The organism is Actinomadura sp. NPDC049382 (genome assembly GCF_040677125.1).
GTDB lineage: Bacteria > Actinomycetota > Actinomycetes > Streptosporangiales > Streptosporangiaceae > Spirillospora > Spirillospora geliboluensis.
Genome location: NZ_JBFARO010000039.1, coordinates 24,902 through 45,344, shown reverse-complemented (window position 1 = coordinate 45,344; position 20,443 = coordinate 24,902). Strand labels below are relative to the sequence as shown.

The window sequence follows — 20,443 nt, the reverse complement described above, 5'->3', positions numbered from 1 at the left end:
CCGGGCATTTCACACCTGTTGCCCGTTTGTGAACGGCATGTAACACGCCATCGTGACCTGCCGAGACCTTCGTCACACCCGCCCGCGGCCCCGCCCCGTCGGCGCGCGCGCCGATTCTCCCGTTTCGTACCGGCCGACGGTTTGCCGCAAAGCCCGCCGACTGTTTACCCGTCTCCCATCCGCGGATTACGCCGTCCGTTCGAAGATGATCGAGGAATGCCGTCCCGGAACACGCCGTGACGCATTCCTTAACAAGGAAAACAGAACGGGAGAAAAAGGGATGAGGCAAATATTCGCGGCCTCGCTCGGCACGGCCGTGGTGCTGGCGGGGCTCGCCTCGCCGGCGGCGGCCGGCCAGGTGGACGGCCGTACCACCGGGCGCACGCACATCGTGCCGCCCGGCCACTCGATCCAGAAGGCCGTCGACCGCGCCCGGCCCGGCGACACCATCCAGCTCAAGGCGGGCTACTACGAGGGCGGCGTCCTCGTCACCAAGCGCCTCACCATCCGGGGGGAGGGCAACAAGACGATCCTGCGCCCGGGCCGCCACGACAACTGCGCCAAGGCCAAGGCCCCCGGCATGGGGATCTGCGTGATCGGCCGGGCGAAGTACCCCGTCAAGGACGTGACGATCCGCAACCTGACGGTGCGCGACTTCAAGGGCAACGGCGTGCACGGCATGTACACCGACCACCTGACGGTGCTCGCCGTCCTCGCCAGGAACAACGGCGAGTACGGCATCGCGGAGTTCCGCTCCACCCGCGGCGAGTTCGTCTGGAACTGGGCCATCGACAACGACGAGGACGCCGGCCTGTACGTCGGCGACATCGCCGACGCGCGCGGGACCGAGGTCGCCCACAACCACACGTCCGGCAACACCCTGGGCGTGCTGGTCCGGCACGCCCACCACGTCACGGTCCGCGACAACGACGCCACCCGCAACTGCGTCGGCGTCGCGCTGGTCGACGACGGCCAGCCGGGCGGCCAGGGCCACAACAACGTCTCGGACAACAAGGTCGTCGAGAACAACCGGTCGTGCGCCGGGCACGGCCCCGTCCCGCCGCTGGGCGGCACCGGCGTCCTGCTCTTCGGCGGCGAGCGCAACACCGTCGCGAGGAACTTCGTGAAGGACAACCGGGGCAGGCTGCCCTACTCCGGCGGCATCGTCCTCTTCCCGGGCATCGCCCCGGAGCACGGCTTCGCCCGTCCCGCCCGGTTCAACCTGATCGAGGCGAACCGCGCCTTCGGCAACCGGCCGTTCGACCTGGTCGACAGGAGCGGCAGCAAGACCAACCGCTTCCGCGACAACAAGTGCCGCACCTCGAACCCGCGGGGCCTCTGCTGACCTGACCGCCGGCCCGAAGAAGACCCCGTCCCTGCCCGGGGTCTTCTTCGGATCCCGGGGTCATCGGGACGGCCCCCGCGCGGCCGGCCACGAGGAGCCGCCCCGCAGGACGCGCTCCCCGAGCGGCGTCAGCGCGTGGTGCACCGTCTTGCCCCGGCGCTCGCTGGTGATGAGCCCGGCGCCGCGCAGAGCCGTCGCGTGCTGGGACGCCGACGCCGCGCTGACCCCGAGCCGGGCGGCCAGCGCCCCCGTCGTGACCTCCCCGTCCGCGACCGACCGGAGCACGGCCGCGCGCGTCCGCCCGAACACCTGCGGCAGCGGGTCGAGGCCCGTCCCGCCGGCCGGCGGCGCCGCCGGGACCACCACGGCCGCCGGACCGTCCCCGCCGACCATGACGCGCGGCCCCGTGACGAACGGCGACGGGATGAGCAGGAGCCCCCGCCCCTGCAAGTGGACGTCCCCCTCGAGCAGCGTCTCGACCTCCAGCACCGGCGACGACCAGCGGACACCGGGATGCAGACTCCCCAACAGGCCGCCGATCCCGTCGCGGGCCATCGTCCGGGCATGCCCCGCCGCTTCGGCGCGCAGGTGGGCGCTCAGCTCGGCCCATTGCTCCGCGAGCGCGACCCGATGCAGATCACGCAGCCCGCAGACCAGCGTCCGCATCGCCTCCCGCTCCCCCGCGGCCAGGCGGCGCAGCCACGACGCCGGACGCGGGCCGCACGACCGCTCCAGCTCGGCACGGATCCGCCGGGCGGGCGTCGAGGCGACGGCGTCGAGCTCCGATTCGAGCCCCGGCACGTCCGTGTACGGCGTCAGGAAGTCGGGGACCCAGCGTCCGGGCGGCACCATGTCGAGCAGCAGGCGCGACGAGCCGGTGAGCCCCGGGCGCCGCCGCGAACGCAGGGCCTGGGCGCCGAGAACGGTCTGGGCGACCGGCGAAAGACCGGGAGTGACGCGGACCCGAACAAGGTCCTCATAGTCGAGCCAGAGCCGCAGCATGCGACATTTTAGCCATTTCCGAAATCATTGCGCCCGGGTCGGCGCCTCGTGGAAGGTGCGCCCATGAACGGACTCCGCGTGTTCTGCCGCACCGCCCCTTTCATGCTCCTGGCCGCCCTGGTCACCGCCACCCCGTCGGCGCACGCCGACGTCCGGCAGGGCGACATCGACGGCGTCCCCTACCGTGTCGAGGTCCCGAGCAACTGGAACGGGACACTGCTGCTGTGGAGCCACGGCGCGTACAGCCTGGAGTTCCCGCCCCCATCGGAGATCGCGCTCACGAACCACCCGGCCACAGAGCAATGGCTGCTCGACCAGGGCTACGCCCTGGCGGCCTCCCAGTACCGCACGGCACAAGGCTGGGGCGTAGTCGAGTCCGGCCTGAAGGACCAGATGGCCCTCCTCAACTGGTTCACCAGAAACGTGGGCGAACCCAAACGCACCATCTCCGCAGGCGCGTCCGCCGGTGGCCTGACCTCGATCCTCCTGGCGGAACGCAACCCCGGCCGCTTCACCGGCGTCGCGTCCCTCTGCGGCGTAGTCGGCGGCACCACGGGCCACTTCAACAGCGCCCTGGACGCGAACTACGCCATCAAGACGCTCCTGGCGCCGAACCTGGACCTGGTCCACATCAAGGACCCGCAGGCGAACACGTCCAACGCCCGAGGCGCCCTTACCTCCGCGCTGAACACCCCTGCGGGCCGCGCCCGCCTGGCCCTCTCCGCCGCCCTCGCCGACATCCCCGGCCGCTACACCTCACGGGCCCCCGCCCCGGAGACGACCACAGGCCAGATCGAGCAGCAGTACTACTACTCCGCCTATGACCGGGGCGCGTTCTGGGGCCTCAACCGCACGGACATCGAGGCGCGGGCGGGCGGCAACCCGTCCTGGAACACCGGCGTGGACTACCGCACGCTCCTCGCCCGCTCGTCCCAGAAGACCCTGGTAAAGAAGGCGTACCGCGAGGCGGGCCTGAGCCTCGGCAAGGACCTCGCCCGCCTGAACGCGGGCCCGCGCGTCAAAGCCGACCCCGCCGCCGTCCGCTACCTGGACCGCTACGGCACCCCCACCGGCCGGACGCCCTGGCCGGTGGTCACCCTGCACTCAACACAGGACGGCAGCGTCCCACCGGAGAACCAGCGCCGGTACGCCACCCAGGTCCACCGAGCCGGCAACCCGGCCAACCTGAAGCAGCTCTACGTGGACCGCGGCTACCACTGCACCTTCACCGCGTCCGAAGAGATATCGGCCCTCCAAACCCTCCTGACCCGCATGAACACGGGCCACTGGCCCACAACCCGCCCCACGGCGCTCAACGACGCTGCAGCCAAGCTGCCGTCCGCCACCCAAACGGTCTTCGACGCGGACCCGGAGCCGGGCATGCACCCGTCAGCCCCGTCCTTCACCCGCCACAACCCGTCCCCCTACCTCCGATAGCCACCGCGGGGGCATGACCCCCTGTTCCCTACGGAACAGGGGGTCTTCACCTGGGTCCGAGCAGATCCCACCGATTCCCGGCAACATCAAGAAACACCACGACCCGCCCGTACTCCTCATCCCGCGGCGAACCGACGAACTCGACCCCAGCAGCCGTCATACGTTCAAACGCGGCGTCGAAATCGTCCACCCGCAGGAAGAACCCCACCCGCCCGGCAACCTGGTCACCGACGACACGCGCCTGCCGCTCCCCGTCCGCCTGAGCCAGCAAGATCCCGCTCCCACCACCGGGCGGCCGCACCACGACCCACCGCTTGGCCCGCCCGTCATTGGTCACCGCCGGCGAGTCCTCAACGAGCTCGAACCCCAGCGCACGGGTGAAGAACTCGATGGCCTGGTCATAGTCGTCCACAACGATCGTGATCAGCTCGATCCGCACCCGCCGACAGTACCGATCGACGGCCCGGCGATGAGTTCGCCGAACGAGCGTGGTCCACACCTACAGAGCACGAACCGCGAACCTCGGAGGAGCCCATGACCGCCGCACTACCGCCCGTCGTCGACGCCGCCACCTGGCAACGCCACCTCGACGAACTGCGCGCCCGCGAGAAGGCCGCGACCCGCGAACTCGACGCGATCGCCGCCCAGCGCCGCCGGATGCCGATGGTCGAGATGCCCGACTACACCCTGGAAGGCGAGAAGGGCCCGGTGAGCCTGGCCGACATCTTCGAAGGCAAGTCCCAGCTGATCGTCTACAACCACATGTGGTTCCCCGGCGAGACCTGGCAGTGCCCTGGCTGCACCGGCTTCACCTCCCAGTTCACCCGCCTGGAGTTCCTGGACGCCTACGACGCCAGGTTCGTCATCGTCACCCAGGGCCCCATCAACGATGCCCTCGCCTACAAGGAGCGCACCGGGAACAAGATGACCTGGTACTCCACCGCGGACAGCCCCTTCGGCACCGACGTAGGCGCACCACCCGCCGGCGGCTTCGCCGTCAACGTCTTCCTGCGCGACGGCGACACCGTCTACCGCACCTGGCACACCAACGGCCGAGGCACGGAGCAACTGAGCCACACCTTCGCCCTGATCGACCTCCTCCCGTACGGCCGCCAGGAGGAATGGCAGGACTCCCCCGAAGGCTGGCCGCAGTCCCCCACCTACAGCCGCTGGCCGAGCTCCGAAACGATCGCCGCCACCTACGGTCCGACCACCTGACCCGTCCCAGGCCGCACCGGAGGCGATGCGTGCCAGCGGAACAAGAAGGTGATGAACTGCTGGCAAACACCAACCCCGCACAGCCGAACCGGAGGCCAACCGGATGGTCGAGAAGGAACCGTCAACAACAGGCACATGCGTGGCATGCAAACGGTCCTTCGAGTACGACCCCCGGAGCGTCCCGACGATCCTCATAGACCCGGAAACCGGCATGCCACCGGGCATGACGGTGGTGGGCTCCCTACGCCCGGCGACCCCCGAAGCCGTCGCCAGGTCAACAGACGAGCCAGTCTGCCCCCAATGCGTCACCAAGGCCCAGGAACACCAAGCAACAACCGAATCCCCCAACCATGACCCCTGGCCCTAACACCCCCAAACCCCAACCCCCCACAAACTCAAACCCCCTGACCCCCGAGGACGGCATGCGCGCGCCACCCACAGACCTAATGGCACGGACGTGCTGCGTGATCACAGGTTGTTCAAAGTCCTGACGTGCCGTGCCGCACCGTTGGCGGGCTCACGGCATGCAAACGGCACGGTGCCAGTCCTCCCGCGCGGCACGCACGCCCCCCCTGACCTTTGCGTCTGCCGTCCTCCCAGGCTCTGCGCTCCCGGGCCAGTGCCAGGGGGTGAAGGTGAAGCGCCCCACCGGACGAACGGCCTTCCTACCACCGCGGGGTATGTCAGAAGCGCTACTTCCAGAGGTAGTCGTAGCGGGTCGGTGCTTGGCCGACGTAGACCTGTCCGTCTCTGATCTGCCATTCGGTCTGGTGCCCTTCCTCGTGGAAGACGAGGAAGAGTCCGCACACGCGGTCGTTGTCCTCGTCCATGGCCGGGAGAGCGGCGATCTTTCGGACCAGTTCGAGAACATCGTCAGAATGCTGTGAGCGGACGGCGCGGGCGTAGCAGGCCGCGTCGAGCCAGCCGCCCTCAGGGAAGGTCCAGCCGTCCGCGTCTCCCTCGCGGATGATGCGCTCGGCTTCGGCCCTCTGCCCGTAGAACTCCAGCCAGCCCCGCACATACGCCCAGGTACTCATGCGTCCATGATCTCGGGGGGTCGCTCCCACCGTCGGCGGGCGGGCGACGCGCGGTCGGACTGCCGCCTTCTATTCTCGCCACCCGTCACACTGCCGCTGGGCCACTCTCTGTACGGGTCTGCCCGGTGGCCGTTTGAAGGGTTGGCGCCAGGGGTTTGATCCCCGGGATCGGGATCGGGCGGGACGCGTCGGCTGCTACGGGAGCCGTCGTAGTACGAGGCCCCGTTTCCGGTGTGGAAACGGGGCCTTGACGTGGGTGGGCGCGGACGGTTTCGAACCGCCGACTCCTCGCTTGTAAGGCGAGTGCTCTACCCCTGAGCTACGCGCCCGTGTTGCCGGGAAAGCGTACCCGGTTCGTGGGGGGAATCGCGAAACGGTATCGGGGGTCAGGAGGGTGGGGTGAGGCGGGTCAGGGCTGTGGCCAGGTGGTCGGTGGCGGTTCGGGGGGAGGCGGGGGGCAGGCTGCCCGCGAGGGTCAGGGCCAGGCGCATGAGGGTGGGGCGGGTGAGGCCGTGGCGGGTGGCCAGGCGCATGAGGTGCGGGTTGTCGAGGGCGCGGGTGAAGGCTCGGGCCACGGTGAAGGGGCGGCCGTTGGCGTGGCGGATGGCGGACGGGTAGGTCTGAAGGATCGCGTCGGGGGACGTTGTGCGGTGCGCCTTGATGATGGTTTCGGCGGCTATGCGGCCTGCTTCCAGGGAGTAGGCGATGCCTTCGCCGCTGAACGGGTTGACCATGCCGCCGGAGTCGCCGGCCAGGAGGAGGCCGGGGACGTAGTGGGGGCGGCGGCTGTAGCCCATGGGGAGGGCTGCGCCGCGCAGGGGGCCTGTGGCGTTGGCGTCGGTGAAGCCCCAGGCGGCGGGTAGGCGGTCGAGCCAGCGGGTCAGTAGGCGGTGGTAGTCGGGGTGTTGGGTGCGGAGGAGGGCGACGCCTACGTTGCAGGTGCCGTCGCCCATGCCGAAGACCCAGCCGTAGCCGGCGGGGGCGAGGTCCAGCCAGATCTCCAGGTGGGCGTCCTTGTGGCGGGGGCTGCGGTAGTAGCGGCGGCCTGCGATGCCGATGGGGCGGTCGGGGCGGGGGTGCAGGCCCAGGGCCACGGAGAGGCGGGACGAGGCGCCGTCTGCGGCTATGACCAGGCGGGCGTTGTGGGTGGCGGTGGGGGTGCGGACGCCGGTGATGCGGCCCCGGTTTTCGAGGGGGGCGGTGACCTTGGTGTTCTCCTGGAGGGTCGCGCCGGCGGCTGCGGCGTTGCGGGCCAGGAGTTCGTCCAGGTCGGTGCGGGTGCGGGTCAGGCCGTGGCCGGACGGCCAGGGGATCTCGAGGGTGCGGCCCGCGGCGATCAGGCGGACGCCCTCGGTGCGGTACCAGGTGGAGAGGTCGAGGTTCAGGGCGCGGAGTTCGTCGACGGCGCGGGGGGTGAGGCCGTCGCCGCAGACCTTCTCGCGGGGGAAGGACGTCTTCTCCAGGAGCAGGACGTCCAGGCCGGCCTTGGCGAGGTGGTAGGCGGCGGAGGTCCCGGCGGGGCCGGCTCCGACCACGATGACATCGCGCATCACAGGTGTCGATTGAACCAGTCAGCGGCCTGGGTGGTGACCTCTTCCAGGGCTCCGGGCTCCTCGAAGAGGTGGGTCGCGCCGGAGACGATGTGGATTTCGGAGTTCTCAAGGCTTTTGTGCGCCTGCTCGTTCAGCTTGATGACCTCGGGGTCCCGGCCGCCGACGATCAGCAGGACGGGCGGCCGGACGCGGGGCAGGGACGGGCCGGCGAGGTCGGGGCGGCCGCCTCGGGAGACGACCGCGCCGATCTGGGGGCGGGCCGCGGCGGCGGCGAGGGCGGCGGCGGCGCCTGTGCTGGCACCGAACAGGCCGATGGGGAGGCCGGCGGTGTGCGGGGCCGACTCCAGGCCCTCGGCCAGCTTGTCGATCGCGCCGATGAGGCGGAGGGTCAGCAGTTCGATGTCGAAGCGGAGCGCGGCGGTGACGCGGTCGACCTCCTCCTCGTGCCGGGTGAGCAGGTCGATGAGGAGGGTGCCGAGCCCCGCGGCGTTGAGGCCCTCGGCGACGGCGCGGTTGCGGGGGCTGAGCCGGGAGCTGCCGCTGCCGTGCGCGAACAGGACGACGCCGGTGGCGCCGTCCGGGATCGACAGGTCGCCGTCGAGTTCGGCGTCCCGCAGCTTCAGCGTGATCACGTGTTCGGCGGTTCGGCGCTGATGTCGGCGAGGGCCGAGTGCTCGTCCCGCTGGACGGCGAGGTCCCCGATGGACACCATGCCGATCGGCCGGTCGCCGTCCACGACGGGGATGCGCCGGACGGCGTGCTCGCGCATCAGCCGCACGGCCGCGTCGGCGTCCTCGCCGGGGGCGACCGTGATCAGGTTGGTGCTGCAGATGTCGGCGACGCTCGTGCCGGACATGTCGCGCTGCGCGGCGACGGCGCGGATCACGATGTCGCGGTCGGTGACCAGGCCGCGGAGCCGTCCCTCGTGGACGACGAGGACGTCGCCGATCCCGTGCTGGCGCATCAGGTCCCCGACCTCGGTCAGGGACGTGTCCGGGGGCACCGCCACCGGCACCGGCGTCATCACCTCGTTCACCTTCTGGGCCATGAGCGAACCTCCCCTCTCGGGCGCTCGCCTACCCAGCGGCGGACGGGATATGTCTAGCCAGCGGAGTCGGGGCCGTCCTGCTCGGCGAGGAACCGCTCGAACTGGGCGCCGAGCTCGTCGGCGGTGGGCATGTCCTGCGACTCGGCGAGGAGGCTGTCGCGTTCGGCGGCGCCGGCGAACGCGTCGTACTGCTGCTCCAGGGCGCGGACGACCTTCTCGACCTCGTCGTTGCCGTCGACCTGCTCGGCGATGTCGGCGTCGGTGGCGGCGGCCGCGTCGCGAAGCCGGTCGGCGGGGAGCACCAGGCCGGTGACGGAGACGATCGCCTCCAGCGCGGCGACGGCGGCGGCCGGGTAGGCGGACTGGGCGAGGTAGTGCGGGACGTGGACGGCGAACCCGACGGCGTCGTGGCCGGCCTCGCCGAGCCGCAGCTCCAGCAGGCCGGCGGCGCTGCCGGGCACCTGGACCTTGTCGAACCAGGAGTTGCGGGTGACCAGTTCGGGACGGGTGGCGTGCGCGGTGGTGCCGACCGGGCGGGTGTGCGGGACGCCCATCGGGATGCCGTGGAAGCCGACGACGAGGCCGACGCCGAGCTTCTTCACCAGGTGCACGACGGAGGAGGTGAAGCCCTCCCAGAGCCGGTCGGGCTCGGGCCCGGACAGCATCAGGAAGGGGCTTCCCGCCTCGTCGTTCAGCAGCCGGACGACGAGTTCCGGCGCGTCGTAGGAGGCCCAGTGGTCCCGGTCGAAGGTCATCGGCGGCCGGCGGGCCCGGTAGTCGATCAGCGAGTCGACGTCGAAGCGGGCGATCACGCGGTGCTCGAGGGATTCCAGGAGGTGCTCGCGCACGAGCTGCCCGGTGGATCCGGCGTCCACGAAGCCGTCGAGGCTGTGCAGCAGCACCGGACCCGTCATCTCCGGCAGGTCGGCGTCAAGCTCGTACAGATCCTCTGGGTTAAGCAACTTCTCCCCCACCTCTACATGTCTTAGGGCCAACATTAGGACATGCGGAGGCTCATCCCCGGTTCGGGCGTGACACGGGTCACCGAAAGACGCGGCTGGCTCGGAAGTCTTCCGGGTGGAGGGTGGTGAGGTCGTCGCGGCCGATGTCGCCGCCCTGCCCGAGCAGGCGGTTGGCGTGCCGGAGGCGGGCCCGTTCGATGGCGTTCCGGACGGATCGGGCGTTGGCGAAGCGCGGCTGCTCGCGCCGCCGGGACAGGTAGTCGCGGAAGACCGGCTCGGTCTCGGGGGCGAGCGCGTAGCCCTCGCGCTCGGTCATCAGACGGCCGATGGCCTCCAGTTCCGCCAGGTCGTAGTCGGGGAAGTCGATGTGGTGGGCGATGCGGGAGCTCATGCCGGGGTTGGACGCGAAGAAGGAGTCCATGCGGTCCTTGTAGCCGGCGAGGACGACGACGAGGTCGTCCCGCCGGTTCTCCATGACCTGGAGGAGGATCTCGATGGCCTCCTGCCCGTAGTCGCGCTCGTTCTCGGCCCGGTACAGGTAGTACGCCTCGTCGATGAACAGCACGCCGCCCATCGCCCGCTTCAGGACCTCCTTGGTCTTGGGCGCGGTGTGCCCGACGTACTGGCCGACCAGGTCGTCGCGGGTGACGGAGACGAGGTGGCCGCGGCGGACGTAGCCGAGGCGGTGCAGCAGTTCGGCGAGCCGGACGGCGACGGACGTCTTGCCGGTCCCGGGGCTGCCGGTGAAGCACATGTGCAGGTTGGGGCACCCGGAGTCGATGCCGAACCGGGCCCGGACGCGGTCGACGAGCAGCAGCGCGGCGATCTCCCGGATGCGGGTCTTGACCGGGGCGAGGCCGACGAGTTCGGTGTCGAGGGCGTCCAGGACGGCGTCGACCTGCGAGTCGGCGCGCTCCTTGGCGAGGTCGACGCGGGCGTCCGGCGGGAGCGGCTCGGGAGGGGGCGGCTCCCCGGTGGCGGGAGCGTGGGAAGGGTCCACCGGGGAGCCGCCGTGGCGCATCCCGAAGCCGGGGCGTCCGCTCAACGCCCGGTCCCGGAGCGGTCGCCCTCGGCCCCGTAGCGGTCGCCTTCGGGCCGGTCGAGGGCGTAGGGGTGCAGCGTGTACTGGACGCGCCGGTCGGACGTCTCCGTCCGGTCCAGCCGGAAGCCGGGCTCCTCGGCGGGCCGCTGCACGATGAACTGGAGGGCGGTGGTCTGCCGCCCGTAGCGGGCGTCGTAGGCGTTCAGCCTGATGTAGTGGTTCGGGTACGCCTTGCGGCACTCGTTGACCTCGTACAGGACGCCGGCGGGGTCGGTGAGGTCGAACATCGGCAGGCCCCACATCTCCCAGTAGGAGTTGCGCGGGTGCGGGTCGTCGGTGAACTCGACCGAGCAGGGCCAGCCCTGGCCGAGGGCGTAGGCGACCTGCGCCGCGATGTCGGCGTCGGTGAGGTCGGGCAGGTACGAGAAGGTGCCTTGGGTGATCCGCATCAGACGCTCACAGGGGTGTCGACGACGTCGGGCGTGTCGGTGGACTCGTAGGTGAAGGTGATGTCGCCCCAGGTGGACAGGGCGATGTCGAGTTCGCGGCTCTGCTTGGCGGCGGCGCGCAGGATGTCGGGGCCCTCGGCGAGGTAGTCGCGGCCCTCGTTGCGCGCCTTGATCATCGCTTCGAGCGCGACGCGGTTGGCGGTGGCGCCGGCGGCGATGCCCATGGGGTGGCCGATCGTCCCGCCGCCGAACTGGAGGATGGAGTCCTCGCCCAGGTAGTGCAGGAGCTGGTGCATCTGCCCGGCGTGGATGCCGCCGGACGCGACGGGCATCGTGCCGGGCATCGACGCCCACTCCTGGTCGAAGTACAGCCCCTTCCTGGGGTCGGCCTCCACCTTGTCCAGGCGGAGCGTGTCGTAGTAGCCGCGGACGCTGTTCGGGTCGCCTTCCAGCTTGCCGACGACCGTCCCGGCGTGGATGTGGTCGACGCCCGCCAGCCGCATCCATTTGGCGATGACGCGGAAGTTCACGCCGTGCGACTTCTGGCGCGTGTAGGTGGAGTGCCCTGCGCGGTGCAGGTGCAGGATGACGCCGTTCCTGCGCGCCCACTTGGCCATCGACTGGATCGCCGTGTAGCCGATGGTCAGGTCGATCATCACGATGACGCTGCCGAGTTCCTTGGCGAACTCGGCGCGCTCGTACATGTCCTCCATCGTGGCGGCGGTGACGTTGAGGTAGTGGCCCTTCACCTCGCCCGTGGCGGCCTGCGCCCGGTTGACGCCCTCCATGCAGTAGAGGAACCGGTCGCGCCAGCGCATGAACGGCTGGGAGTTGATGTTCTCGTCGTCCTTGGTGAAGTCCAGGCCGCCGCGCAGGGCCTCGTAGACGACGCGTCCGTAGTTGCGCGCCGACAAGCCGAGCTTGGGCTTGACGGTCGCGCCCAGCAGCGGGCGGCCGAACTTGCCGAGGTACTCGCGCTCCATGACGATGCCGTGCGCCGGCCCCTGGAACGTCTTGACGTAGTGGGTCGGGATCCGCATGTCCTCCAGGCGGAGGGCCTTCAGCGCCTTGAACCCGAAGACGTTCCCGATGATGGACGACGTCAGGTTCGCGATCGACCCCTCCTCGAACAGGTCGAGGTCGTAGGCGATGTAGGCGATGAACTGGTTCTCCTGCCCGGGGACGGGCTCCACCTTGTAGCACTTGCCCTGGTAGTTCTCGTAGGACGTGAGCCGGTCCGTCCACACGACCGTCCAGGTCGCGGTGGACGACTCGCCCGCGACGGCCGCGCCGGCCTCCTCCGGCGGCACGCCCGGCTGCGGCGTGATCCGGAAGGCGGCGAGGATGTCGCTGTCCTTCGGCTCGTAGTCCGGACGCCAGTAGCCCATCTCGGCGTAGGGGATCACGCCCGCCGACCATCTGCCCGCGCTCATTCGCCGCTCTCCTCCGCTGGAAGATCAGCCGGGACGCGGCGCTCCGCCCCGGGTGAAGGACGGCATGTCCAGGGGACGTGGGGCGGTGCGCCGCGTCCCGGTCCACGTGGAACCGTGACGCTCCGCAGCTTGACCGGCCGACACTTGCAATGTCCATCAAGTGTTCTACGGTGACCATCAAGCATTCACTTGAACGAGCACGTCCGAGGGGGACGCCCCCCCACACCCCCGGCCCACTTCGCCGGAGTCAGGAGGTCTGAGGGTGACGGAGGCGCGGCTGCGGAGCCTCGTCGCGGTCGCCGACACCGGGTCGGTGCGGGCGGCGGCGCGGCGGCTGTACGTGACCGAGTCGGCGGTGTCGGCGGCGGTCGCCGCGCTGACCCGCGATCTCGGCGTGCCGCTCGTCCGCAAGGAGGGCCGGGGGGTGCGGCTGACGCCCGCCGGGGCCGTCTACGCCGGGTACGCGCGGCAGGTGCTCGGGCTGCTGGAGGAGGGCCGGGCGGCGGCGCGCGGCGCGGCCGACCCGGGCCGGGGGCCGCTGCGGCTGGCGGCGGTGACGACGGCCGCCGACGAGCTGCTTCCGGCGCTGCTCGCCTCGTTCCGGGCGCGCTGGCCGGACGTGGAGCTGGCGCTGGAGGTCGGGTCGCGCCGCCAGGTGTGGAGCAGCCTCGCCGCGCACGAGGCCGATCTGGTGCTGGCGGGCCGCCCGCCCGCCGAGGCGGCGGCGACGGTGCTGGCCCGGCGCCCGAACGAGCTGGTCGTGGTCGGCGCGCCGGACGTCGCCGCCGGTTTCGTGCTGGCCCGCACGCCCTGGGTGATGCGCGAGCCCGGCTCGGGGACGCGGGCAACGGCGGAGGCGTACCTGGCCGAGCGCGAGGTGGCGCCGCCGCGGCTGGTGCTGGGCTCGAACGGCGCGGTCATCGCGGGCGCGGCGGCCGGGCTGGGGGTCGCGCTCGTGTCGCGGGACGCGGTCGGCGCGGAGCTGGACGCCGGCCGCCTGGCGGTGGTCGGCGCGCCGGGGATGCCGCTCGACCGGCCCTGGCACGCCGTCGCGGGCGCGGCGCCGACCCCGACGACGATGCTGTTCGTCCGGCATCTGCTGGACGCGCCCGGTTGGAGGCCCGCCGGCCCCGCTAGGGCAGCGCCCACAGCGGCACCGACAGCAGGCACAGGCTGATCGAGATCAGCACCATCGCGACCGGGCGCCCGCCCTCGTTGCCCCGGGCCGCCCCGGCCTGCGTCAGCAGGTAGACGAAGCACGCCAGGAAGCCTGCGGCGACGACGTCCATCGCCACGGCCAGCGCGGTCACGACACCACCATCCGGCTCACCGGAGCAACCCTAGAGGAGTGCGGTCGCTCACAATGGCCGTCCGCGCCACATGGGCGCCCGCCAACGGGACAGAATCGGATTCGGAACTGAGAGGGGCCATCATGACCGCCGACCGCCCGAACGACTCCGCTCGCCCGTCCGACTCCGCTCGCCCGTCCCACCCTGCTCGCTCGTACGACATCGTCCTGTTCGGCGCCACCGGCTTCACCGGCGGGCTCACCGCCGAGTATCTGGCCGCCACCGCGCGGCCGGGGACGCGCTGGGCCCTCGCCGGACGCAACCGGGCCAAGCTGGAGGCGGTCCGCGACCGGCTGACGAAGATCGACCTGGCGTGCGCCGAGTTGGACCTGCTCCACGCCGACACCGCCGACGCCGCCTCGATCGAGGCCGTCGCGGACGCGGCGCAGGTCGTCATCACCACGGTCGGCCCCTACGTCAAGTACGGCGAGCCCCTGGTCGCGGCGTGCGCGCGCGCCGGAACCGACTATGTCGACCTCACCGGCGAGCCCACATTCGTCGACCGCATGTACGTGAAGTACCACCAGCAGGCGGTGGACAGCGGTGCGCGCATCGTCCACGCCTGCGGGTTCGACTCGATCCCGCACGACCTCGGCGCCTACTTCACGGTCAAGCAGCTCCCCGAGGGCGTCCCGCTGCACGTCGAGGGCTTCCTGCGGCTCCAGGGGGCGGCGTCCGGCGGCACCCTGCACTCGGCGATCGGCATCTTCGGCGACCCGGCCGGGATGCTGCGCGCCGAGCGCGAGCGGCGCCGGGTGGAGGAGCCGCCCGCCGGGCGCCGGGTGCGGATCTCGCGCTCCCCCGCGCCGAAGGCCCGCGTCGGGGACGGCTGGACGCTGCCGCTGCCCACCATCGACCCGCAGATCGTCACCCGGTCGGCGGCGGCGCTCGACCGCTACGGCCCCGACTTCTCCTACGGCCACTACCTCGCGGTCCGGCACCTGGCGACGGCCGCCGGGATCGCGGCGGGCTTCGGCGGCCTGGCCGCCGCCGCCTCGGTGCCCCCGGCCCGGCGGGCGCTGCTCCGCTTCGCGACGCCCGGCGAGGGGCCGTCGGCGGAGCGCCGCGCCCGCAACTGGTTCAGCGTGAAGTTCGCCGGCGAGGGCGGCGGGCGGCGCGTGGTCACCGAGGTCGCGGGCGGCGACCCCGGCTACGGCGAGACGGCCAAGATGCTCGCCGAGTCCGCGCTGTGCCTGGCGCACGACGACCTGCCCGCGACGTCCGGGCAGGTCACCACGGCCACGGCGATGGGGGACGCGCTGATCGGGCGGCTCGTCAAGGCCGGCATCACCTTCCGGGTGCTGGACGAGCGGTGACCCCGCGGCCGGTGGCCCCGCGCCGGCCGGGGATCGGGATGACGGCCTCGACGATCGTCCCGGCGCCCGGCCTGCTCGTGACCGCGACCCGCCCGCCGAGCAGCTCGGCCCGCTCGCGCATGCCGCGCAGCCCGTAGCAGTCCGGGCGCACCCCTTTGACGAGGCCCTGCGCGAACACGTCCCGGACGGAGAACCCCGTCCCGTCGTCGGCGACCCGCAGCCGGACGCGGTCGGCGGAGTGCTCCAGCAGCAGGTCGACGCAGCTCGCGGACGCGTGCCGCAGCGCGTTCCCGACGGCCTCCTGCGCGATCCGGTACAGCGCGGTCTGAATGTGATCGGGCAGTTCGTCCTCGAGCTCGCCCTCGACGGTCACCGTGACGTCGAGCGCGCCGGACGGACCGGGGCCGTCGCCGGCCTCCCGGGCGAGGGTGGCGAGCGCCGCCGACAGGCCGAGGTCGTCCAGCACGGGCGGCCGCAGCCCGCCGATCGCCGCGCGGGTCTCGGCCGCGGCCAGCTCGCACAGCCGCCGCGCCATCATGATCTGCGCCAGCCCCTCCGGGTGGTGCTCGGGCAGCGCCCGCTCGGCGGCCGACAGGTGGAAGCCGAGGCTGGCGAGGCGCTGCGCGAGGCCGTCGTGGATCTCCCGGCTGAGCCGGGACCGCTCCGCCTCCTGCGCCTCGACGGCCCGCTCGGCGAACCGCTCCGCCGCGTGCTCGCGCTCGCGGGCGCTGCGCAGCCGGCGGCAGGACGACAGCACCGGCGCGAACAGCCCGGCGAGCGCGGTGGCGAGCGCGAGGTCCTCGGGCGGCACGGGCCCGGCGGACCGGACGTCCACGACCGCGATCACGCGGCCGTCGCCGGGCACGGGGATCGCGGCGCCGCGCCCGTCGGCGTGCGGTCGCACCCGCCCGTGGGCGGCGACCCAGCCCGCGTCGCCCTCCCCCAGCGGGACGGGCGGGCCCGCCCATTCGAGGGCGCGCTCCTCCTCGTCGAGGACGTACACGTCGCAGAACGTCAGCGCGCGCGCCGACCGCACCACCAGGCAGGCCAGCTCGTCGGCCATCCGGGGCAGCTCGCGGTCGGAGCAGGCCGCCGCGACGACACGGACGAGCATGTCGGTGCCGCGCGCGGCGAGCAGCTCCAGCGGCGACGTCACCGGAACAGGCCCTCGCGCAGCGCGACCGCGATCGCCGCCGACCGGTCGGTCACCTCCAGCTTGCGGTAGAGGGCGCGCAGGTGGCTCTTCACGGTCTCCTCGCTGAGCACCAGCCGCGCCGCGATCGCCTTGTTCGACAGGCCGCCGACCAGCAGCGACAGCACCTCGCTCTCGCGCTGGGTGAGGCCGCGGTTGGCGCCCGGCCAGAACTCGCCGCGGGTCAGCCGGGCGGCGGTGACCGCCATCCGCCCGGCGAGCGTCGGGTCGATCACCGTCTCGCCCCGCGCGACCTCCTCCAGCCGCCGCACCAGCTCGGGGCCGTCCACCCGCTTGAGGAGGTAGCCGCCGGCCCCGGCGCGCAGCGCCTCGAAGACGTACTGCTCGTCGTCGTAGACCGACAGGAACACCACCCGCGCCTCCGGGACGCGGCCGGTGATCAGCCGGCACAGGTCGAGGCCGCTCTCCGGGCCGAGCCGCACGTCCAGCAGGACGACGTCGGGGCGCAGCGCGGTCACCAGCCGGGCCGCCTCGTCCCCCGTCCCCGCCTGCCCGACGACGCGCACCCGGCCGGCGAAACCGGCCAGCATGGCCTGCAGCCCGGCGAGGATCATCTCGTGGTCGTCGACCAGGACGACGCGTACGGGGACAGTCATCCCGGCACGATAACAACCGGAAGCTACTCATCAGTAGCCCCCCGCGGAGGCCCGCGCGGAGGCACCCTCCGGCGTTTCACCCCCGGCCTCACCTGATTGGGGGACGCGCGCGCCCGCCCCGCCCCGTACTCTCCTGTACGAAAACTGAATTCCGCAGGACGGAGGAGCCAGGTGCCCCATCGGATCGTGCATATGCTCCGGGCGCGCGGAGCGGGCCGCCGCCCCGTCATGCTCGCGATCGCGGGCGACAGCGCGGCGGGCAAGACGACGCTGACCAGGGGGCTTGTGCAGTGTCTCGGGGCCGACCGGATGACCGCGGTCTGCGTGGACGACTACCACCGCTACGACCGCGCCGAACGGGCCGGCAAGCCGTTCACGGCGCTGCACCCCGACTGCAACCACATCGACGTCATGGAGCAGCACCTCCAGCTGCTGTCGATGGGCGAGCCGATCCTCAAGCCGGTCTACGACCACTCCACGGGCGAGCTCGTCCGGCCGGAACTGGTCGAGCCCCGCGACTTCGTGATCGTCGAGGGCCTGCTGCCGCTGCACACCCGGATGGCGCGGGCCTGCTTCGACATCACCGTCTACCTGGACCCCCCCGAGCCCCTGCGCCACTCCTGGAAGGTCCGCCGCGACTGCGAGAAGCGCGGCTACAGCCCCGAGCAGGTCATGGCCGAACTGGCCCGCCGCGAGCCGGAGAGCGCCGCCTACATCCGTCCGCAGCGCAAGCACGCCGACATCGTCGTCCGGTTCGCGCCCGTCGCCGGGCGCCTCGACCCGCCCGGCACCCCGCTGTCCGCCGAGCTGCTGCTGCGCCCGACGATCGACCACCCGGAGCTGGCGGACGTCCTGGACGGCGGCGCCGGCGACACCGAGACCGCCCTGCACCTGCGGCTGCACCGCGACACCGACGGCCGCCCCGTCGACGCCCTGCACGTCCACGGCTACGTCTCGCCGGAGGAGTCGCAGGTCGTCAAGAAGGCCATCTGGGAGCGGCTCGGGCCGCGCGCGGGCACCGCGCTCCCCGACCCGGACGCGCTCGGCCGCCTCGGCGACACCGGGACCAGCGACCCGCTCGCGATCACCCAGCTCCTGCTGCTCTACCACCTGCTCGACGCCGACCACCGCCAGGCCGCGTAGCGTGGCGCGGCGGCGGACGGCGGGCTGAAGGCTCCGCGTGCGCGCGGGGAGGCCCCGGGGCTTCGGACCTGTGCCCCGGGCCGCGCGCAGGCGGCCGCCGGGAGGGCGCCCGAGCGGGCGCGCAGGGCGCCCTCCCGGCACTCGTCAGATCTCCGCCCAGGGAATGACCGGGCGGTCGGGCGCGACGACCGCGAGCGACTGGCCGCCGCGGATCCGCTCGTCCGGCTCGGCCGTGAGCCGGAACCGGGCATTGGGGCGGTGCGACTCGCCGACCGCGAGCAGCGTGCTGCCCCGCCGCAGCAGGAAGATCGCCACGTCCACGCGGGACCACTCGCCGGCGTCCTCGGGGACGTCCACCCGGTAGAGGGTGCCGTCGGAGTCGAGCGTGCTGGCGAGGTTGTGGTGGATCGCGGCGACGCCGGGGTTGCGGATCGCGTCCGCCACCACCGCCGGGTCGTCGATGTCGACCGGCTCGATGTCGGCGCTGACCAGGTTCAGCGCCTCGGTGATCTCGGCGCGGCGGCCGCCGTCGCGCAGCCCGGCCAGCAGGTGGACGGGCGGCTCCCCGTGCCGCCGCAGGTAGGCCGACACGCCGAGCATGACGCGGACGGTCTCGTCGTCGGACCGGCCGACCACGAGCACGGTGCGGGCCTTCTCCAGGCACGCCCGCTCGTATGCGGTGCCGTCGTTGGCGACCACGTCGTAGAGGTCGGGGTCGGGGTTCTCGCCCGCCAGCTCCTCCGGCCAGAACAGCACGACGACCGGCGTCTTGGCGTACGCGGGGTCGGCGCGCAGCTGGCCGGTGATCGCGCGCATCGCCTCGCGCTCGTAGCCGATGACCGCCACATGGTCGCGCTTGTGCAGCCGCGCCTGGCCGTTGGCCCGCATCGTCCTGCCCTTCCCCATCCAGAGCGTCAGCTCGGCGAACATCACGAGCCCCGCGGTGAGCCCGGCGACGATGATGATCACGCCGCCGATCCGGCCGCCCGCGGTGGCCGGGGCCAGGTCCCCGTAGCCGGTGGTGGTGCCGCTGACCAGGAAGTACCAGAGGTACTCGTGCGGCTTCTTGATGTCGGCGCCGGGCTCCTCGAACACCGCGATGAGCAGCCAGCCCAGCAGGAACGCCGCGAGCAGCACCAGCGCGGGCGCCCGCCAGCTCCGCCCGGTGATCCGCGTGACCAGGCGCATGAGCACGATCGGCATCCGCGCAGCGTGGCAGCGGACAAATCCCCACGTCAAGCGCAAACCGGTCACAGTCCGGGCGTGCCGACGACCGGACGCGGCCATCCGCCCCGGCGCCGCCAGGTCAGACCGCCGGGCCCCGTTTCAGGACGCGCGACAGGGCCGCCGCAACCTCCTCCGACAGGCCGCCGTCGGACGGCCTCTCGGCACCGGCACCGCCCGGCCCGCCGGCACCGCCCGCGAGGTCGGCACCGGAGCGCACCAGGCCGGCGTCCCCGGGCTCGTCCCGGACGGCGGGACGGGTGTGCCCGCAGTCGCGGCACTCGACCTCGCCGAGCCGGCACACCAGGGCCGCCGACCCGCACGCCGAGCAGCGGTCCAGGTCGTCCGCCCAGTCGCGGCCCGCCTGGCAGCTCGGGCAGACCAGCACCTGGCGCTCCGCCTTGACACCGCGCTTCCACGGGCTCGCGCCGCGCACGGGGTCGGTCTGCCGCGCCCCGCAGCGGTAGCAGGGCATCACACCTCCAGGGGTGCCGGGACCGGTTCCGGCCAGGCCCGCTCGGCCGGGCCGGGACCGGTCCGTCTGCTCAGAGCCCGGCGAGCGCCTCGCGGTACTCGTCGATGTCGCGCGCGTCCGGGATCGCGTTCACGACCCGCCACCGGACCACGCCCTCGGTGTCGATGATGAAGGTGCCGCGCAGCGCCAGGCCCTTGGCCTCGTCGAAGACGCCGTAGCGCCGCGCCGTGCCGCCGTGCGGCCAGAAGTCCGACAGCAGCGGGAACCAGAAGCCCTCCTGGTCCGACCAGGCGCGCAGGGCGAACATCGAGTCGACCGAGACGGCCAGCAGCTGCGCGCCGCTACCGCCGGCGCCGTCGCCCGCGTCCCTGAACTCGTCCCTGAGCCGGGTCAGCTCCCCCGTGCACACCCCGCTGAACGCCAGCGGATAGAACACGAGGACGACGTTCTTCTCGCCGCGGAAGCCCGACAGCCGAACCGGCGTGCCGTGCTGGTCCGCCAGCTCGAAGTCGGGCGCCTCGGCGCCCACGTCCACACCGCCCACGTCGACGGCGCCCGGGCTCGTGCCCGTGCCGTCCGCGTTGACCGACAAGTCCTACCG

The 20,443-nt window shown here is 72.3% G+C and carries 22 protein-coding genes and 1 tRNA gene; 6 read left to right on the top strand and 17 right to left on the bottom strand.

What is annotated here, in order from left to right:
- The first annotated feature begins 280 nt into the window (after window positions 1-280).
- Window positions 281-1,345, top strand: coding sequence for a right-handed parallel beta-helix repeat-containing protein (locus tag AB0K34_RS23275; protein WP_171068997.1), 1,065 nt, complete (start codon window positions 281-283; stop codon window positions 1,343-1,345).
- 60 nt (window positions 1,346-1,405) lie between these two features.
- Here AB0K34_RS23275 and AB0K34_RS23270 read toward each other — a convergent pair whose 3' ends face one another.
- Window positions 1,406-2,347: a DUF5937 family protein gene (locus tag AB0K34_RS23270; RefSeq protein ID WP_301177701.1), complete on the bottom strand. Its 942-nt coding sequence runs from the start codon at window positions 2,345-2,347 to the stop codon at window positions 1,406-1,408.
- A gap of 63 nt (window positions 2,348-2,410) precedes the next feature.
- Here AB0K34_RS23270 and AB0K34_RS23265 point away from each other — a divergent pair, with 63 nt between their 5' ends.
- On the top strand, window positions 2,411-3,784 hold the full coding sequence (locus AB0K34_RS23265) for a DUF6351 family protein (protein WP_364550802.1): 1,374 nt from the start codon (window positions 2,411-2,413) through the stop codon (window positions 3,782-3,784).
- A gap of 46 nt (window positions 3,785-3,830) precedes the next feature.
- Here AB0K34_RS23265 and AB0K34_RS23260 read toward each other — a convergent pair whose 3' ends face one another.
- Complete coding sequence (locus AB0K34_RS23260) at window positions 3,831-4,223, bottom strand: VOC family protein (RefSeq protein ID WP_364550800.1); 393 nt, start codon at window positions 4,221-4,223, stop codon at window positions 3,831-3,833.
- A 95-nt stretch (window positions 4,224-4,318) separates the two neighbouring features.
- On the opposite strand from AB0K34_RS23260, the gene AB0K34_RS23255 reads away from it, so the two are divergent.
- Window positions 4,319-5,002 (top strand): DUF899 family protein, encoded by a 684-nt coding sequence (locus AB0K34_RS23255; protein ID WP_364550798.1) that lies wholly within the window; start codon window positions 4,319-4,321, stop codon window positions 5,000-5,002.
- Window positions 5,003-5,694: 692 nt separating this feature from the next.
- On the opposite strand, the gene AB0K34_RS23250 is transcribed toward AB0K34_RS23255, so the two are convergent.
- From AB0K34_RS23250 to AB0K34_RS23210, 9 genes are all read right to left on the bottom strand, one after another.
- On the bottom strand, window positions 5,695-6,039 hold the full coding sequence (locus AB0K34_RS23250) for a hypothetical protein (protein ID WP_364550796.1): 345 nt from the start codon (window positions 6,037-6,039) through the stop codon (window positions 5,695-5,697).
- 257 nt (window positions 6,040-6,296) lie between these two features.
- Window positions 6,297-6,368 (bottom strand) — tRNA-Val (locus tag AB0K34_RS23245).
- Window positions 6,369-6,425: 57 nt separating this feature from the next.
- Window positions 6,426-7,589, bottom strand: coding sequence for a geranylgeranyl reductase family protein (locus AB0K34_RS23240; protein WP_364550794.1), 1,164 nt, complete (start codon window positions 7,587-7,589; stop codon window positions 6,426-6,428).
- On the bottom strand, window positions 7,589-8,224 hold the full coding sequence (locus AB0K34_RS23235) for a dienelactone hydrolase family protein (RefSeq protein ID WP_364550792.1): 636 nt from the start codon (window positions 8,222-8,224) through the stop codon (window positions 7,589-7,591). Before AB0K34_RS23235 ends, AB0K34_RS23240 begins: the two co-directional genes overlap by 1 nt.
- Complete coding sequence (locus tag AB0K34_RS23230; protein ID WP_301177121.1) at window positions 8,221-8,640, bottom strand: CBS domain-containing protein; 420 nt, start codon at window positions 8,638-8,640, stop codon at window positions 8,221-8,223. The genes AB0K34_RS23235 and AB0K34_RS23230 overlap by 4 nt, the downstream gene beginning before the upstream one ends.
- Window positions 8,641-8,693: 53 nt before the next feature.
- Complete coding sequence (locus AB0K34_RS23225; protein ID WP_364550790.1) at window positions 8,694-9,602, bottom strand: PAC2 family protein; 909 nt, start codon at window positions 9,600-9,602, stop codon at window positions 8,694-8,696.
- 79 nt (window positions 9,603-9,681) lie between these two features.
- Entirely contained in the window at window positions 9,682-10,647 is a 966-nt protein-coding gene (gene cbbX / locus AB0K34_RS23220; RefSeq protein ID WP_364550789.1) for a CbbX protein, read from the bottom strand.
- Window positions 10,644-11,093, bottom strand: coding sequence for a ribulose bisphosphate carboxylase small subunit (locus AB0K34_RS23215; protein ID WP_301177124.1), 450 nt, complete (start codon window positions 11,091-11,093; stop codon window positions 10,644-10,646). The genes cbbX and AB0K34_RS23215 overlap by 4 nt, the downstream gene beginning before the upstream one ends.
- The gene (locus tag AB0K34_RS23210; protein ID WP_301177125.1) at window positions 11,093-12,526 is read right to left on the bottom strand and encodes a form I ribulose bisphosphate carboxylase large subunit; all 1,434 of its coding nucleotides are present in this window, start codon (window positions 12,524-12,526) and stop codon (window positions 11,093-11,095) included. The genes AB0K34_RS23215 and AB0K34_RS23210 overlap by 1 nt, the downstream gene beginning before the upstream one ends.
- A 262-nt stretch (window positions 12,527-12,788) precedes the next feature.
- Here AB0K34_RS23210 and AB0K34_RS23205 point away from each other — a divergent pair, with 262 nt between their 5' ends.
- Complete coding sequence (locus AB0K34_RS23205) at window positions 12,789-13,703, top strand: LysR substrate-binding domain-containing protein (protein ID WP_364550788.1); 915 nt, start codon at window positions 12,789-12,791, stop codon at window positions 13,701-13,703.
- Here the strand turns inward: AB0K34_RS23205 and AB0K34_RS23200 are convergent.
- Window positions 13,660-13,836 (bottom strand): hypothetical protein, encoded by a 177-nt coding sequence (locus AB0K34_RS23200; protein WP_364550787.1) that lies wholly within the window; start codon window positions 13,834-13,836, stop codon window positions 13,660-13,662. The genes AB0K34_RS23205 and AB0K34_RS23200 overlap by 44 nt on opposite strands.
- 122 nt (window positions 13,837-13,958) lie before the next feature.
- On the opposite strand from AB0K34_RS23200, the gene AB0K34_RS23195 reads away from it, so the two are divergent.
- Window positions 13,959-15,191, top strand: a complete 1,233-nt coding sequence (locus AB0K34_RS23195) for a saccharopine dehydrogenase NADP-binding domain-containing protein (RefSeq protein ID WP_364550785.1) — start codon at window positions 13,959-13,961, stop codon at window positions 15,189-15,191.
- Here AB0K34_RS23195 and AB0K34_RS23190 read toward each other — a convergent pair.
- Window positions 15,163-16,347, bottom strand: a complete 1,185-nt coding sequence (locus AB0K34_RS23190; RefSeq protein WP_364550783.1) for a sensor histidine kinase — start codon at window positions 16,345-16,347, stop codon at window positions 15,163-15,165. The two genes, AB0K34_RS23195 and AB0K34_RS23190, sit on opposite strands and share 29 nt — an antisense overlap.
- Window positions 16,344-17,000 (bottom strand): response regulator transcription factor, encoded by a 657-nt coding sequence (locus tag AB0K34_RS23185; protein ID WP_364550781.1) that lies wholly within the window; start codon window positions 16,998-17,000, stop codon window positions 16,344-16,346. The genes AB0K34_RS23190 and AB0K34_RS23185 overlap by 4 nt, the downstream gene beginning before the upstream one ends.
- Window positions 17,001-17,192: 192 nt before the next feature.
- Between AB0K34_RS23185 and AB0K34_RS23180 the strand changes: the two genes are divergently transcribed.
- Entirely contained in the window at window positions 17,193-18,143 is a 951-nt protein-coding gene (locus AB0K34_RS23180; RefSeq protein WP_138639762.1) for a phosphoribulokinase, read from the top strand.
- A 144-nt stretch (window positions 18,144-18,287) separates the two neighbouring features.
- On the opposite strand, the gene AB0K34_RS23175 is transcribed toward AB0K34_RS23180, so the two are convergent.
- The 3 genes from AB0K34_RS23175 to AB0K34_RS23165 form a co-directional block, all read right to left on the bottom strand.
- Window positions 18,288-19,346 (bottom strand): ion channel, encoded by a 1,059-nt coding sequence (locus tag AB0K34_RS23175; RefSeq protein WP_171069291.1) that lies wholly within the window; start codon window positions 19,344-19,346, stop codon window positions 18,288-18,290.
- Between the two features lie 103 nt (window positions 19,347-19,449).
- Window positions 19,450-19,842 carry a hypothetical protein gene (locus AB0K34_RS23170; protein ID WP_138639758.1) on the bottom strand — a complete coding sequence of 131 codons (393 nt, stop codon included), beginning with the start codon at window positions 19,840-19,842 and terminating at the stop codon, window positions 19,450-19,452.
- A 70-nt stretch (window positions 19,843-19,912) separates the two neighbouring features.
- Window positions 19,913-20,434: a peroxiredoxin gene (locus AB0K34_RS23165; RefSeq protein WP_240808317.1), complete on the bottom strand. Its 522-nt coding sequence runs from the start codon at window positions 20,432-20,434 to the stop codon at window positions 19,913-19,915.
- Between the last annotated feature and the right edge of the window lie 9 nt (window positions 20,435-20,443).

Excerpts from the sequence above, each read along its gene's own strand:
- AB0K34_RS23275 (WP_171068997.1), top strand. The coding sequence starts at position 281 with ATGAGGCAAATATTCGCGGCCTCGCTCGGCACGGCCGTGGTGCTGGCG.
- AB0K34_RS23270 (WP_301177701.1), bottom strand. The coding sequence starts at position 2,347 with ATGCTGCGGCTCTGGCTCGACTATGAGGACCTTGTTCGGGTCCGCGTC.
- AB0K34_RS23265 (WP_364550802.1), top strand. The coding sequence starts at position 2,411 with ATGAACGGACTCCGCGTGTTCTGCCGCACCGCCCCTTTCATGCTCCTG.
- AB0K34_RS23255 (WP_364550798.1), top strand. The coding sequence starts at position 4,319 with ATGACCGCCGCACTACCGCCCGTCGTCGACGCCGCCACCTGGCAACGC.
- AB0K34_RS23250 (WP_364550796.1), bottom strand. The coding sequence starts at position 6,039 with ATGAGTACCTGGGCGTATGTGCGGGGCTGGCTGGAGTTCTACGGGCAG.
- AB0K34_RS23240 (WP_364550794.1), bottom strand. The coding sequence starts at position 7,589 with ATGCGCGATGTCATCGTGGTCGGAGCCGGCCCCGCCGGGACCTCCGCC.
- AB0K34_RS23230 (WP_301177121.1), bottom strand. The coding sequence starts at position 8,640 with ATGGCCCAGAAGGTGAACGAGGTGATGACGCCGGTGCCGGTGGCGGTG.
- AB0K34_RS23215 (WP_301177124.1), bottom strand. The coding sequence starts at position 11,093 with ATGCGGATCACCCAAGGCACCTTCTCGTACCTGCCCGACCTCACCGAC.
- AB0K34_RS23210 (WP_301177125.1), bottom strand. The coding sequence starts at position 12,526 with ATGAGCGCGGGCAGATGGTCGGCGGGCGTGATCCCCTACGCCGAGATG.
- AB0K34_RS23195 (WP_364550785.1), top strand. The coding sequence starts at position 13,959 with ATGACCGCCGACCGCCCGAACGACTCCGCTCGCCCGTCCGACTCCGCT.
- AB0K34_RS23185 (WP_364550781.1), bottom strand. The coding sequence starts at position 17,000 with ATGACTGTCCCCGTACGCGTCGTCCTGGTCGACGACCACGAGATGATC.
- AB0K34_RS23180 (WP_138639762.1), top strand. The coding sequence starts at position 17,193 with ATGCTCCGGGCGCGCGGAGCGGGCCGCCGCCCCGTCATGCTCGCGATC.
- AB0K34_RS23175 (WP_171069291.1), bottom strand. The coding sequence starts at position 19,346 with ATGCCGATCGTGCTCATGCGCCTGGTCACGCGGATCACCGGGCGGAGC.
- AB0K34_RS23170 (WP_138639758.1), bottom strand. The coding sequence starts at position 19,842 with ATGCCCTGCTACCGCTGCGGGGCGCGGCAGACCGACCCCGTGCGCGGC.